The sequence below is a fragment of the Dyadobacter jiangsuensis genome (assembly GCF_003014695.1).
In the GTDB taxonomy this organism is placed as follows: Bacteria; Bacteroidota; Bacteroidia; order Cytophagales; family Spirosomataceae; genus Dyadobacter; species Dyadobacter jiangsuensis.
In genome coordinates, this window is record NZ_PYAS01000012.1 from 74,099 (window position 1) to 89,211 (window position 15,113).

10 protein-coding genes are annotated in these 15,113 nt (G+C 50.6%); 5 read left to right on the forward strand and 5 right to left on the reverse strand.

Features of this window, described 5'->3' with window-relative positions; translation table 11 throughout:
• The first annotated feature begins 5 nt into the window (after nucleotides 1-5).
• The 3 genes from CLV60_RS23105 (at nucleotide 6) to CLV60_RS23115 (ending at nucleotide 5,699) form a co-directional block, all read left to right on the forward strand.
• Nucleotides 6-1,970 carry a T9SS type A sorting domain-containing protein gene (locus CLV60_RS23105; protein ID WP_106597757.1) on the forward strand — a complete coding sequence of 655 codons (1,965 nt, stop codon included), beginning with the start codon at nucleotides 6-8 and terminating at the stop codon, nucleotides 1,968-1,970.
• 252 nt (nucleotides 1,971-2,222) lie between these two features.
• Nucleotides 2,223-4,346 carry a bifunctional aldolase/short-chain dehydrogenase gene (locus CLV60_RS23110; protein ID WP_106597913.1) on the forward strand — a complete coding sequence of 708 codons (2,124 nt, stop codon included), beginning with the start codon at nucleotides 2,223-2,225 and terminating at the stop codon, nucleotides 4,344-4,346.
• A gap of 69 nt (nucleotides 4,347-4,415) precedes the next feature.
• Nucleotides 4,416-5,699, forward strand: a complete 1,284-nt coding sequence (locus CLV60_RS23115; protein WP_106597758.1) for a sugar isomerase — start codon at nucleotides 4,416-4,418, stop codon at nucleotides 5,697-5,699.
• Nucleotides 5,700-5,828: 129 nt separating this feature from the next.
• Here CLV60_RS23115 and CLV60_RS23120 read toward each other — a convergent pair whose 3' ends face one another.
• Nucleotides 5,829-6,848, reverse strand: a complete 1,020-nt coding sequence (locus CLV60_RS23120) for a GntR family transcriptional regulator (RefSeq protein ID WP_106597759.1) — start codon at nucleotides 6,846-6,848, stop codon at nucleotides 5,829-5,831.
• Nucleotides 6,849-6,991: 143 nt separating this feature from the next.
• Nucleotides 6,992-8,284, reverse strand: coding sequence for a DUF6600 domain-containing protein (locus tag CLV60_RS23125; RefSeq protein ID WP_229211099.1), 1,293 nt, complete (start codon nucleotides 8,282-8,284; stop codon nucleotides 6,992-6,994).
• A gap of 128 nt (nucleotides 8,285-8,412) precedes the next feature.
• On the opposite strand from CLV60_RS23125, the gene arfB reads away from it, so the two are divergent.
• Together arfB and CLV60_RS23135 are read left to right on the forward strand one after the other, a co-directional pair.
• The gene (arfB, locus tag CLV60_RS23130; RefSeq protein ID WP_106597761.1) at nucleotides 8,413-8,820 is read left to right on the forward strand and encodes an alternative ribosome rescue aminoacyl-tRNA hydrolase ArfB; all 408 of its coding nucleotides are present in this window, start codon (nucleotides 8,413-8,415) and stop codon (nucleotides 8,818-8,820) included.
• Nucleotides 8,821-8,834: 14 nt separating this feature from the next.
• Complete coding sequence (locus CLV60_RS23135) at nucleotides 8,835-10,076, forward strand: MFS transporter (protein ID WP_106597762.1); 1,242 nt, start codon at nucleotides 8,835-8,837, stop codon at nucleotides 10,074-10,076.
• 4 nt (nucleotides 10,077-10,080) lie between these two features.
• Here CLV60_RS23135 and CLV60_RS23140 read toward each other — a convergent pair whose 3' ends face one another.
• From CLV60_RS23140 to CLV60_RS23150, 3 genes are all read right to left on the reverse strand, one after another.
• On the reverse strand, nucleotides 10,081-10,425 hold the full coding sequence (locus CLV60_RS23140) for a DUF6984 family protein (RefSeq protein ID WP_106597763.1): 345 nt from the start codon (nucleotides 10,423-10,425) through the stop codon (nucleotides 10,081-10,083).
• A 30-nt stretch (nucleotides 10,426-10,455) separates the two neighbouring features.
• Entirely contained in the window at nucleotides 10,456-11,487 is a 1,032-nt protein-coding gene (locus CLV60_RS23145; protein ID WP_106597764.1) for a hypothetical protein, read from the reverse strand.
• A 119-nt stretch (nucleotides 11,488-11,606) separates the two neighbouring features.
• A complete protein-coding gene (locus tag CLV60_RS23150) occupies nucleotides 11,607-15,038 on the reverse strand; it encodes a PVC-type heme-binding CxxCH protein (protein ID WP_106597914.1) in 3,432 nt (1,143 codons plus the stop codon).
• Nucleotides 15,039-15,113: the final 75 nt, after the last annotated feature.

Sequence of the window (15,113 nt, forward strand, 5' to 3'; positions counted from 1 at the left end):
TAGTTATGAAAACAATACTACTCTCCTGCATCGCGGTACTATTTTCTACCCAAATTTTCGCGCAATCACTTGAAAGCGACCGTTTGGCGCTGGTGGCTATTTACACCGCTACGTCGACGGGTTATGATGATGTGTACGACGTGCCTAATTTTAACGATATCACCGGCTGGAATGTCCCGGGCTCGCCGGGTGACAGCCCTTGCGGCTGGACCGGTGTTACCTGCGAGGGCGGGCGTGTTACAAGGTTGGATTTATCCATGTTTCAGGTACACGGACCTATTGCGCCCGAAATCGGTAATCTGTCAGCATTAACCTACCTCAATCTACAAGGTTCGGGCGAAGAGTCTTATCCTTTGGTCGGAGAACTGCCGACAGCATTGGGAAATCTGACGAATCTTGAATACCTCAATATTGGTGGGAATGCACTCGGGTGGACAAATGTCTCCGTCATAGGTAGTCTTATCAAGTTGAAAGAGTTGAGAATGGACACTTCGGGGGATTATCCAGCCGAATTCGCAAATCTTGTTAATCTGGAAACCTGTGTCATAGGTCAGTATGGACCGTGGTCTGGCCTGAACATAAAGTTTCCGGATGTGATTTACCAATGGACCAAGATAAAGCACCTGTACATGGCAGGGCTTGTGTATACGACATCCATTACCGGCCAGATAGGAAATCTGTCGAACCTCGAGACGTTGGAGCTGGGTTCTTTGATCGGTAGCAACATTCCAACAGAAATTGGCTCACTTACCAAGCTGACGCGTCTGGTGATCGCTGGGAATCGTAGTATCGATCGGAACATTGATGCCATTCCTTCGGAAATAGGGAATCTGGTGAATCTTCGCTATCTGCAATTGATAGGTAACAACATAAGTGGCTCTATACCGGCCAGTTTCACCAATCTGACGGAGTTGCGGGAATTATATCTTGATCAAAACAAATTGTCGGGCGGCATACCTTCCTTCCTGGGCAATCTGGTGAATCTTCAAAAACTGGGATTAGGTCAAAATCAATTTTCTGGTATTGTGCCCGTTGAACTTACTACTATTCCAGACCTGGTCGAACTCAACTTGTTCGATAATCAGTTATCGGGACCGCTTCCGGATTTGTCGGCCTTGCCTGCTTCTTTCAGAGTTAGTCTGATCTGGAACAAATTCACTTTTGCAGGATTGGAGCAAAGTGTCACGAAATTGAACGGATACTCATGGCAGGCCGCCGTTCCTATGGTCGTCAACGGAACGCCGACCGCCGCTACGATGGGTTATCCGGCCACATTGTCGGTCAATGTAGGCGGAACGCCTGCCAACAATACCTATCGCTGGTATAAGAATAATGCGTTGCAGGTAACCAAAGTAGGCGACCCGACCTTTTCGGCCGCGGACGAAGCGACTTACCATGTTGTGGTTACCAATAGCCTACTGCCTTTGCTGACATTGCAAAGTGTGAACTATAAGGTTGTTCGTTTACCTGTAACGCTGGTGAAATTTGACGCCCGCCGAATGAGCAACGGAAATGAACTCACCTGGAAAACCACATCCGAAACCAACAATAAAGGCTTCGAAATTGAACGCAGCGCGGACGCGCGGACCTTTGAAAAAATCGGCTTCGTCGATGGAAGCGGTGATAGCAAGGAAAATCAGTTTTATCACTTTACCGACCTGAATCCACTCACAATAGGCTATTACCGGTTGAAACAACTGGATTATGACGGGAAGTTTGAATATTCGAAAGTGATTGCGGTGAAGGCCGCTAAGGGTGTAATCAAAATGTATCCGAATCCGGCGCAGACCGAGCTGACAGTTGAAGGCGCGGCGGAAAACGAGTTGGTGTCGGTATTTACTTCAACTGGTGCACCAGTGATGAAGGGTGCGAAATTGTCGGGTGGTAAGCTGGATGTGAAAAATTTGAAAGAAGGCATTTACACCATCAAAATCGGCGATGTCGCAAAGAAATTGCTAATAAAGCGATAGGGTAGTAAGGTTATTTTTTCTTTTCGTGGTCTGAACTGTTACAAACATGGTTCAGACCATTTGTTTTATATTGAAACTTCCAAATCTCACATTAATTCTCAATTTATTTCAACATGCAGGATACAACAGGACGGTGTGCATTGCTAAGTTTCCTAATCTTGCACATACGTTCAGAGTAGTATTAATCTGTTAAAATACTTTCAGGAAAGAAGAACTTTTACCTCAAAAATGATAAATAATCAGGAAACAAATATGAGCAGTTCTAAAGTAAGCCAGTACAGGTACGTAAGCTATTTATGGGATGAAGAGAAAGCCGCTTCCCTGGGTGATGATCAGGTTGCACTCCTTCTGTACCGTTCAAATCTGTTGGGTGCCGATCTACGCCTGACCAACTATGCTGGTGGAAACACGAGCTGTAAAACCATTGAAAAAGATCCGCTGACAGGCAACCCTGTCGAGGTAATGTGGATCAAGGGATCAGGTGGCGATATTGGTACTTTAACAAGAAGCGGACTGGCCGGTCTTTATGTTGACCGCCTGCACAGTCTGAAAAATATCTACCGCGGGCTGGAATTCGAAGATGAAATGGTAGAGCTCTTCAACCACTGCATTTATGACCTGAAATCGAAAGCGCCGTCTATCGATACGCCGCTGCACGGTTTGCTTCCTTTCAAGCACATCGATCACCTGCACCCTGATGCATTGATCGCGATCGCTGCATCGAAAGAAGGCGAGGCTATTACGAAAGAATTGTTCAACGGCGAGCTGGCGTGGGTACCTTGGCAGCGTCCCGGTTTCGATCTCGGTCTGCAACTGGAACAGGCATTAAACGACAACCCGGGCATTCGCGGTATCGTTTTGGGCGGTCACGGATTGTTCACCTGGGGCGATACAGCTTACGAGTCTTATATTAATACGCTCGATACAATCGAAAGAGCTTCGGAATATCTGGCTGAAAACTATGGCAAAAAGCGCCCTGTTTTCGGTGGCGCACGCCTGGAAAGTGAGCCGAAAGAACGCCGCGCTTCCATCGCAGGCAAGCTGGCGCCTTATTTGCGCGGACTGGCTTCCGAGCAACAGGCGATGATCGGTCACTTTACCGACGACGAGCGGGTATTGGAATTCATCGCAAGTAATGACCTGGACAAACTGGCGCCGCTCGGTACCAGCTGCCCCGACCACTTCCTGCGCACGAAAATCCGCCCGTTGGTACTGGATCTGCCATTCGAGAAACTCGAAGCGGCCGACGCCGAAATCCTGGATCACATCCGTCCGCAGTTTGAAGCATATCGTGCGGATTACATCGCTTACTACGAGCGTTGCAAGCACTCCAACAGCCCCGCAGTGCGTGACCCGAACCCGGTGATCATCCTGTTGCCAGGTGTGGGTATGTTCTCATTCGCGAAAGACAAGCAAACTGCGCGCGTTGCAGCGGAGTTTTATATCAATGCAATTAATGTAATGAAAGGTGCTGAGGCGATCTCTTCTTACGTTTCACTGCCTGAGCAGGAAGCATTCGATATCGAGTACTGGTTGCTGGAAGAAGCAAAATTGCAGCGTATGCCGAAAGAAAAATCGGTATCCCGCAAAGTGGCGTTCGTAACCGGCGGCTCGGGCGGTATCGGTAAGGCTATCGCACAGAAACTGTTGCAGGAAGGCGCTTGCGTAGTGATTTCGGATATCGATGAAAAAGCATTGGCGGAAACCAAAGCGGAATTCGATGCGAAATTCGGCAAGGATTTCTCCGACACAACCGTAGCGAACGTGCTCGACGATGAGGCGATTAAGGCCGCATTGCATGCTACTAAATTAAAATACGGTGGTTTGGATATCGTGGTAAACTGCGCAGGTTTGTCGATCTCGAAACCATTGGCGGATACGACTATCAAAGACTGGGATATTTTGCAGGATGTATTGGTAAAAGGCCAGTTCCTGGTATCGCAGGAGTCGGTAGCGATCATGCGCCAACAAGGCCTGGGCGGTGATATCATCAACATCGCGAGCAAGAATGGTATCGTTTCCGGCCCGAACAACGTGGCTTACGGAACGGCCAAGGCTGCTCAGCAACATATGTCACGCCTTCTGGCTGCGGAGCTCGGTCCGGATAAAATCCGCGTGAACGTGGTGAACCCTGATGCGGTAATCGCGGGAAGTAAAATCTGGGAAAGCGGCTGGGCTGCCGGTCGTGCCAAAGCATACGGCATCAAAGTAGAAGAACTGCCGGCTTACTATGCGAAAAGAACCGTATTGAATGCGGAAATCCATACGGACGACATTGCAAACGGCGTATACATTTTCGTGAGCGGCTTGCTCAACAAAAGCACCGGAAACGTGATCAACGTCGACGGCGGTGTTCCTGCGGCATTCCTGAGATAATGATCAAAATATGTTAAATCAGACTTGGTGGGTTGTTACGACTTGCCAAGTCTTTTTAATTCTATCCAGATGAAAATTGAACAATATCACATCGACCAGCATAACGACAGCCTGTTTTCGCGGCATAACAACCAGTTTATCTTCCTGCAAGAGCAGCTGGGCGAGCAGGGGATCCATGCAAAGGACATTGTAAAGTCGCTGGAAGCATTTCAGGTGGCGATCCCGAGCTGGGCATTAGGCACCGGCGGCACGCGCTTTGGACGTTTCTCAGGCGTGGGCGAGCCGCGTTCATTGGAAGAAAAAATAGAAGATGTAGGCCTGCTGCACGCATTGAACCGTTCGAGCGGCTCCATTTCATTGCATATTCCCTGGGATATTCCCGGCGCAGCACAGCCGATCATCGATCTGGCGACTTCGCTGGATTTAAAATTCGATGCCGTCAATTCCAACACATTCCAGGATCAGAAGGACCAGGAGCTTTCCTATAAGTTCGGTTCGCTCTCGCACGTGGACGCGAAGGTGCGTAAGCAGGCGGTAGAGCACAATATCGAGGTGATTAAACACGGTGTGAACCTGGGTTCGAAAGCATTGTCGATCTGGTTGTCGGACGGCTCCTGCTTCCCCGGCCAGTCGAACTTTGTAAAAGCATTCCAGAATACGCTCGAATCTTTGCAGGAAATCTACGCCGCATTGCCCGACGACTGGAAGGTTTATGTGGAATACAAAGCCTACGAGCCTAATTTCTATTCGACCGTGATCCAGGATTGGGGCAGCTCGCTGCTTTTCTGCCAGAAACTCGGCCCGAAAGCGGATGTACTCGTGGACCTGGGACACCATTTACCGAATGCAAACATCGAGCAGATTGTAGCAACATTGATGATGGAAGGCCGCCTCGCAGGTTTCCATTTCAACGATTCCAAATACGGTGATGACGACCTCACCGTGGGCGCTATTCGCCCGTACCAGTTGTTCCTGATCTTCGTAGAGCTGGTAGAAGGCATGAAACGCGCTAATCGGGCCAGTGATACATACGCCTGGATGATCGACGCCAGCCATAATGTGAAAGATCCGTTGGAAGACTTGCTGCAATCGGTAGAGGCGATCCTGATTGCCCAGGCACAGGCATTGCTCGTAGACAGAAAGAAACTGGAACAGGCCCGCAACGCAAACGACGTGGTACTGGCCCAGCAGATATTGCAGAATGCTTTCCGCACGGATGTGCGCCCGCTCGTACGCGAGGCTATGCGCCTGAGCGGCGGCTCACTGGATCCGATCGGTTTGTACCGTCACCTCGGCGTCCGCAACGAATTGCTGAACGAACGCGGCAAACTGACCGTAGCGACAGGTTTATAATAAAAAATGTTACAGTAAAGTAAAATGTCAGTCTGAGCGAAGTCGAAGACAGTCCGTACGGGAATCCCTAGTACATGCACTTCGACTTCGCTCAGTGTGACAATTGGGACATTCAGACTGACATCTTCATCAAAGTGATTTTCGCCGGATCAAAGTAAACGGGTTTTTGACCAGCGCCCTTTTTCCTTCCTTGATAATCTCTGCCGCGGTTTTACCCATTTGCTCATGGTCGGTGGAAATGGTGGTAATGCCGTCGAGCAGGATCTCTTTTAAAGGTGTCTCATTATAGGAGATAATACCCACATCTTTACCCACGACTAGCTGCTGCTGTTTGCATTGCTTGATCAGATTGACCAGGTCGTTTTCCTCGATTACTACATAAGCAGTATCCTTCACCGCCGTGCTGTTTTCATGAAAATCATACATGATCTCATGCTCAAACTCGTGCTGAATGCAAAAAATGCGGAAGCCTTTGAGGATCTCCTTCGGATAGCGGATCATCGTCGGGAAAATGAGGACCAGCTTTTTATAAACTTTCAGCAAATCCACCGCCTCGTTCAGCGCGTGCACAATATCCTTCTCGAAGTTCTGGTAAACGGCTGAATGCTTTTTGGTCGGGAACTCAATGTCCTTGTCGAGCAAAATCAGTTTCTCCGGCGGGATCATTTTCAGCGTTTCGATCGCCTCATCCATCTCTTCGTAGAAATGGGGCATGATCACGTAATAATCGTATTCGCCCAGGCTGTTCTTGATCAGGTTTTTGAAAATATTGGTGTTGGAGTGATGAATATGCAGGTCGACGTTCACGTTACGGCCGATATTCTCCACAAATGCATTGTAAACCTGCTTCTTGTAATTACTTATTTTGTTGAATACCAACAGGATACGAAGTGATGTTTCGATGTCAACGCGGTTGATGAAATAGCCTTTTCCGCGAACTGAAATCAGCACGCCGTCCTTGATGAGGTGCTTGTAAGCCTTTTCGACGGTATCGCGGGAAAGCAGGTATTCCTCACTCAACTGGTTAATGGAAGGGATCTTGTCGCCTCGTTTCAGCTTTCCTTTACTAATCGCCTGCAACAGCGATTTGATAATCTGCATGTACTTGGGTGCACTCTCCTTGAACTCAATGTCAAATTGTATTTCCATTCAATGCCGTGGGTTGGGGGATCAGGCTAAAAATAACATTTTTATCTGTTTTCGAAGCGTAAATCGAAAGTCTTCATAAACAAAAACAACCCGACGGAAAATACTACTATCCCGCCGGGTTGTTTTTATGTTAAGGGTTGAAATTATCTTGGTCCTCTGCCGCTGCGTTCGCTGGAACCACCACCGTGGTTGCCATTGTCGCCGCCGCCGCGGTTGCCTCCTCCGTTGTCGCCACCACGGTTACCACGGTCGTTGCTGCGTGGCTCCGGTGCACTTCTTTCCTGGCGTTCTACACGTGGCGCCGGTTCGTATGACCTGTTATTGCGTTCTTGTCTTTCGGGACGTTCGATGTTCGGGCGCTCCACGCGCTCCGCACGGTTGCCGAAATCGCGGTTACGCTCAGGGCTATTGCCCGGGTTGCCATTGTCGCGGTTACGTTCAGGGCTATTGCCTGGGTTGCCATAGTCACGGTCACGACCGGAGCGGTTTGGCGCTTCATAACGGTCATTGCGCCCCGGATTCGGTGTTTCGTAGCGATCGTTACGGTTTTCTATCGCGTCACGGTTGCGTTCGTAGCGGCCGTTGCGCTCTTCATACGGGTTGCGCGAGCCACGTCTTGAATTATCACCCGGTTCAATGCGATTATCGTCGTTACGGTTGCTACGGTCAGTGCGAGGGTTGGCGTCGATAACGCGGCCTCCTCGGTCATGGTCGCGGGTTCCGTAGTCGTAGCGGCCGTTTCCACGGTCGGCGATGATCACCCGTCCGCGGCCTCTCGGGCTGGCGTCGATCGTACGGATAGGCACGCTTCTGCGGGTGATCCGTTCAATCTCGTCACGGCGCGGTCCGTATACATACGTGCGGTTGTTATTGCGGTAATAGTTGTTGATGACAACCGTATTATTGTAGTAATGCGAAATGCGTCGTTGCGGAGCGCAGTACGAATGCCAGCTTGGGCTCAGGACGTAACGCTGCGGTATGAATACCCACCAGAACGACGGGATATTAATGGAAACATTGATATTTACCCCAGGTCCCAGTGGTGCCCAGCCGTAGTAGCCGCCACCAGAGCGCCAGTTTACCCACGCAGGTCCCCATTCGTAATCGGGTACCCAAAACCAGCCATAATAGTCGTCATACGACCAGCGGCCATAGTGGAACGGTGCCCAACCCCAGTCGTATTCCGAAACCCAGGTATTTCCGTATTCGGTTTGCTCCCAGTAACCCGCGGTGGAGTAGGGCTGGAACCCACGGGGAACGTCGGGGATCCAGACGGAACCATACTGCGGATTACGCATCCAGCGGCCGTAAGGGGCAAGCTCGTCGTAAAAAGTTTCGAATGTGATCCTGAAACCGGGCTGTGCCTCGGTTTTGTTGGACACTGAAACGCCGACAAACATGAAAATGAACAGGCCGATTATTCTTAGTGTACGCATGGTGCCCATTGCTTTATGTGTTAATTGTTTTCCTGTTGTTTAAAAATCGATTCTTGGACGTTACTTTTAGATTCTGGTTTAATGGTCCCGCCGGACATTAACACGTGTTAACAAAACTTCCATTTCAAATGATTGATCCTGAAATCCTGCATCCCGAACTCGTCTTTCAGACAGCCCGGAGCGGTGGTAAGGGAGGGCAAAATGTGAATAAGGTCGAAACAAAGGTAGAACTGCGTTTTGATATTCCGAATTCGCAATTCCTGACCGGCGAGGACAAGCAAAAGCTGACCGAAAAATTATCCAACCGATTAACGAACGGTAAAGTGCTCGTATTATACCACCAAACGGAGCGCTCGCAGCTGGCCAACAAGGAAAAGGTAGTCGAGAAATTCGACAGGCTTATCCGTCAGGCGCTTACGGTAGAGAAAGACCGCAAAGCAACCAAGCCCACAATAGCTTCTAAGCTGGAAAGATTGAAAGCCAAGCAGCGCAACGCCGCCGTTAAATCAATGCGCCGCAAGCCTTTTGAAGAATAAACGAAAACACCCCTATGACCGCCGTCACTCCTGTTCAGCCCAAACTCAGCGCCGTTTTCACATTGCCCGTTATCGTAGCCTCGCTGGGCTATTTCGTGGATGTTTATGATTTGCTGCTTTTCAACATCGTGCGCGTTCCCAGCCTGAAAGACCTGGGGCTTTCGGAGGAGGAAATCTCGCAGATCGGCGCGAACATTTACAACTGGCAGCAGGCCGGGCTGCTCATCGGCGGGTTTCTGTGGGGGATATTGGGCGACAAGCTCGGTCGGCGTTCTGTCTTGTTCGGCTCAATATTGACCTATTCCCTCGCCAATATCGCCTGTGGCTTTACCCAAAACGTTGAAATTTATTCCATTCTCCGGTTTATCGCCGGTTTTGGTCTGGCCGGAGAATTAGGGGCCGGCATTACGTTGATCGCCGAAATTCTGCCCAAAGAACTGCGCGGTTATGGAGCGTCGGTAGTAGCTAGTGTGGGCCTCGCAGGTGCTATCGCCGCATTCTTTGCAGTGAAACTCACCGACTGGCGCATGGCCTACTTCATCGGCGGTGGGATGGGGCTGATATTGCTGATCCTGCGTGTAAACGTGCTGGAATCCATTGTTTTCAATAAAAGTCTTGAAAAAAGGGGATCCAAGCCCGTACCGTGGTGGACAATCTTCACGAGCTGGTCGCGGTTTGTGCGTTATATGCGCTGTATGGGAATCGGCCTGCCTACCTACATGGTCATTGGTATTTACTCGACATTCGGGAACGAGTTCGCGAAGGCGCTGGGCATTGCGGAAGAGGTCCAGGCGGGCACATGCGTGTTGTATACATACATAGGCGTGGTCACGGGCGACTTTTTCAGCGGGATCCTGAGCCAATGGCTGCATTCGCGCAGGAAAGCCATTTTGCTGATGATGCTGATGACGCTGGCTGGCGTAGCCTGGTTGTTGTCTGGTGGGATCAATAATGCAACCACATTATATATTTGCTATGTGTGGCTGGGCTTCTCGATCGGCTACATTGCCATGTTCCTTACCACCACAGCCGAGCAATTCGGTACCAACCTCCGTGCGACTGTTACCACATCGGTGGCGAACAACGTGCGGGCAACCGTGCTACTTACACTGCCGTTATTCCAATTCCTGAAAAAGGATTCCGGCGTACTGCATTCGGGCGCGATTGTGGGCGCTATATGCTTTTCGCTGGCGTTGCTTTCGCTCTGGCGTATGGAGGAAACGTACGGTAAGGAGCTGGATTACGAAGAGGATTAGCAGCTCATTCTTCGGGCGTTTTACCGAATATCAGCTTGTCGGGAGTAGGGTACTCCAGTAGTTTGGTGAAATCCACTTTCCAGAAATCGAGGTCGAGCAGTTGGCCATTTGTATCCTGCGTTAAAGTGATCACCACTGGTGTGTCGTCGATATCGACGTACTCGGCCTGGATAAGGTCACCTGCATAGCCATTTACATCGCCGCCGAGACTGATACTTCCCATTTTTCCACCTTCATATTCATCCACCATTTCCGAAACCGGGAAATCGATCGGGTCCAGGTTTAGTTTTTCAAGCAGGAAATGAATAAGGTCCAGTTCTTCGCCACGGATCGGTCTGATATTGCTCATGATATTGTTATTGTACTGAAAATAAATGGGTCATGCGGCAGTTTTACCTCGCCATTGCTCGGCTTTTTTGGCCACAAACCAGAAGGATAACGCGAGCAACGCAAAGAAAATCCCCGCATTGGTGCGATCCCAGAAATATTCGAAATAGCGGGTATAAATATTGAGCAGGAAGAAAACCAAGCACAAATCGCGCAGTGTTTCCTGCTTGTATTGAAATGCATAATAGAGCATTCCGGCGAGTACGAGTGTAAAGCTCAGCGCCCAGAACCAGAAATGACTTTGTTTGAGCGCCTTCCAGCCTTCATAATCGGCATAATTGCCAAAAATCGAAAGTGTCCAGCCGGCGACCAGGAACAGGAACAATCCGACGGTGTAAGTAACGTCTTTCAAAAATGCGAGCGAACGGATTTGTCCGACCACAAAGGAGAAAGCCCAGATCACAAGTCCGAAAACCGTCATGCGTAGCGGGTAATTCATGCCTAAGAAACGGAAGCTACCTCCCGACCAGTAATGCGTCTGCGCACCCCACCAGCCCGCAAGTGCGATAATGGCCGTAACCCAAAGCAAAGTCGATCGCAGAAAAATGGCGACGCCTCCGTAAGCAATGGCCGCGAATAGCAATGGTAACGCATAATTGCCCGGCCCGTCGAGTAATCCGCGCGTCCAGTAGGTGATCGCAATCGCGACCGTCAGGATGATGGCGATATTATAAACCTCATTGCTCGCCTTCGCGCCCCTCGAACTGTTCATGCGCCGTTTGGCGAGGTACACAAAAAGGCCTGCGACGAAAGTAAAAAGTATCCCGACGATGTTCTCCGAAAAGCCCCAGCGTTTGCGCAGCAGCTCGATCCATTTTTCATCCAGTACCAATGCCCCGAATGCCAGCAACCCGCACGACACCGCGGAAATCAATGCGTAAATAGCGATCGCATCCACATTTGCATTTCTGACACTGTAACTGCTGCGAAGCTCCGTCGCTAGTTCTTTTGAAATACGCGCATCATCTTCCCAGGCCTGAATCGCCCGGTTAACGACTTCCGCTTCCTTTTTGTCGAGTTCCATTCAAATATTTTGTGTTGATGAGATTAAAACTGTGCCTCTGCAAGATGGATAATATGCGTGTAAAAATAAACCCCGGAATCCTAAAATCCCGGGGTTTGTGTTTGTAAGGTATTTTGAGGTTACTTCTTCAAATTTGAAAGGAACTCCACGACGTCGCGGATCTCTCTTTTCGACATGATGTTACCCATCGGAGGCATGCTGGATGGAACGTTTTCACGTTTCGCAATCCGGGAAGTTGCGATTTTCAATGGCTCGGCTTCCGAAGTTTTCAGGATCAGCTCGTGCTCGTTTTCCTGGGCCAGGATACCGGCAGCGGAAGTGCCGTCCTTTAATGTCAGCATCACCATTCCAAAGCCAGGCGACAGACGTGCACTAGGTTCTATGAGCGCCTGCAAAATTTGCTCGCGCGTGAGGACGTTTCCGATGTTCGAAAGATTTGGACCAACCTCTCCGCCCTGTCCGCCGATCGAGTGGCAACGTACGCATTCAGCAGCGGAACTGGTCATGAAATAGCGGCGGCCCGCCTGAGCGTTCCCGCCGAACAATGCATCCTGATAATCGGCAGCGGTATTGCCCTGCTTGCGCAACGGTGCGATTTTGGCGATCAACGCGCTCGATTTGGTCGAGTCGATAGCTTCTCCCAAATCCAGTTGCAGGTTTTGCGGCAATTTGTTTTCCGCCATTTTGCCGATCAAACCAGTGAAAATGGTTTCGGTTTTGGCAACCGGCAGGCTGCCCAGTACTTTCAGGATCTGCTGTTGTTCGCGAACGCTGCCTTTTTCGAAAATGGTGTTGGAAATATCCGTCAATGCCTCTTTCGACATATTCACGCTTCCTACCATACCCAAAGCGGCCGTACGTACGTCGGCATCGGAGTCGCTCATGCCTTTTTTCATGACGGTCTCCATATCCGTATATTTCAGGTCGTTCAGTGCCACGAGCATTGCCGCACGTACTTTCGGGTCGTTGCTGTCGTTGAGGATTTTCGCTAATGCAGCATTGTTATCGCTCACATTGAGGTTCGTCAGCATTTGTGCCGTAGCGATCAGGATGGCAGGTTCGTTTTCCTGTAAAAGGTCTGCTACCACCGGCTTGATTTTCGCTTTCACAACAGCCGGATCACGTTCCATCGGGCCACGATAGCGTCCGTCGACGCGGTCGGTTACGGATGGGCTTGCCCAGGTTCCGAGTGTGGCCAATGCTTCGGCACGCATCGCTTTGTCGACGTCCTTACGTTTTGCAAATGCGATCAGGTCGTTCAATTGCGCCTCGCCGCCTACACGCAGCGCCGCATTGATCGCACGGCGCAGCAATGGTTCCGAAGTGAAACCTTTTTCGTTCAGTACAGCCGCCAATGCAGGCAATGCCGCCGGAATAGAAAGGTCGTCGTTGATCCCGCGGGCGGCTTCTGTTACAATGTATTCGTCCTTATCTTTCAGGAATGCGCTGATCTGCTCGTTTTTCATGCGACGCAGCACGAGTACGCCTGCAATGCGCAGCGATTTTTCAGGGCTGTTGGCTAATGCGGCGATTGGTGCCACTTCGCCGATGCGCGAGAGTGCCAGCACGCCCGCGTGGCGGATGTACACGTCCTGATCGTTATTCGCTTTCACCATGTCGATCAAAGGCTGTACGGCATTCTTGTCCCTCATCCGGCCAAGTGCCTGTGCTGCGAAGAACTGCACGCGCGGGTTTTTGCTCGCCAGCATCGGGATCAGCATGGGGCCGGCTTCTGCGATTTTGGCATCGCCCAGTACTTTCGCAGCCTGCACGGTGATCTCTTCATCGGAATCCTTCAATAAAGTCATCAAGACGTTGGCATATGCCTTATCCTGGCGAGCCAGTTGCCCCATGCCCCAGATACCATGAATGCGGCCGAACTGGCTGCCTTTTTGTTCAATGGCTTTGCTCAGTACCGCGGCACCTTTTGCGCCTCTTGAAGCGAGTTCAAATTGCGCTTTCTGACGAATGCGCATGTCTTCGTACGAAAGCAACGGCAACAATGCATCGTCGGATTGTTTGGAATAATCCAGCTGCATCAGGCGTTTGGTTTCGGTACGGACCGCTTTCAGGTCGTTTTTCTCGTCGGTAACGTCGAGTTTCCACACGCGGCCATAGTTTTTGGTATCCCAACCGTTGATCCAGTCGGCCACGTACAATGCACCGTCCGGACCGAAACGGATACCAGTTGGCAGGATGCCTGTAAGGATATTTTTCTCGCCATCCAGCACGAACGAGGCGCCTTTTGGTTTCAGACCAAACGACCAGATCGGCGAACGTGCGGGGTTACCCACGAATTCAACCAGGAAGAACTTGTTTTTCCATTCCTTACCCAATGCGGTTCCCGGGTTGTATTGCATACCGGTAGGACCATTGTGGTAGTTTTGAATAGGAGGAATGATGTACGCGGCCTGACCGTCCCAACGCGGTTTGAATAACTTCTCGTCCATCCAAACTTTATAGCTGTTGTTTTTAGGATCCGTATACTTACCATATTGCCAGTTGGAACGCCAGCCGGCGTCGGAGCCTTCCACCACGTGAACCAGACGCTCGCTTTCGCCAGGGTGATCGCCGTCGTTGTCGGAACTGATGAGGTTGCCATATTCGTCAAACACAAACTCGTGCGTATTGCGCAGCCCGTGTGCGAAGATCTCGAAATCGCTTCCATCCGGGTTCGAGCGGGCGATGATACCCGAGTTGGGATGCTCATGCTTCACCCCGTCGGCAGTGGTAACATTGGCACCAATGTCCCCGATGTTCCAGTAAATCTTTCCATCCGGTCCTTCGATCGGGTTCGACATCCCGTGTCCGCTGAAACCGATATGCACGCCGTAACCGTGGCTGATAGATGTTTTTTCATCCAATACGCCGTCTCCATTGGTATCCCGCAAACGCCACACGTCCGGTGCGATGGTTACAAAAATGTCTTTCGCGCGTACGAGCAGGCCGCCTGCTACGTCGGAAACTTCGTCGAAGAAATCGTCGAGGATACGCATAGAAACGTCGGCAATGCCGTCGTTATCGGTGTCTTCAATGCGCCATACTTCGTCTTTTTCTACTGCGAGGTCCTTCCAGTCGTGTGAGCCGTCGCCGTTGAGGTCTTTCAGCCAGTTGTTTTCCTTGCTTTTTTCGGGAGCGAATGTCTTGTGCAGGAATTTGCGCCGATCTTCCACTGTCTGTAATGCAATGGATTCGGTGATCCAGTTGCGGTGCCCGCGGATATCGAATTCGGAGTTTTTCTGGCGGTTAGTCCGGTTCAGGTATACTCGTCCGGCGTCGTCCATGGCAATGGCAACAGGGTCGGGAGCGAGTGAATCAGATGCCCAAAGGTCGAGTTTCAACCCATCGGCCAGTTTAACAACCGTCTTTTCACGGATTTCTTTGGCTCTCGCCTTACCAGTCGCGGCGTCTTCTTTCACGACCACTTTGGTGCTGTTCGTTTTCACGACTGGTCCCGACGACATCGGGGCCATTTTCATACACGACACTACCGCCACCGTGGTAGCCGCCATCAGGGTTAGAGGTGTTCTGAGATGTTTTTTGGAGATCATTGAGGACGTTGCTTGATGCAGATTATTCAGGTTCAGCCATGAACCCGGGTACAAAGGAATTAAAAATAGCGCTAA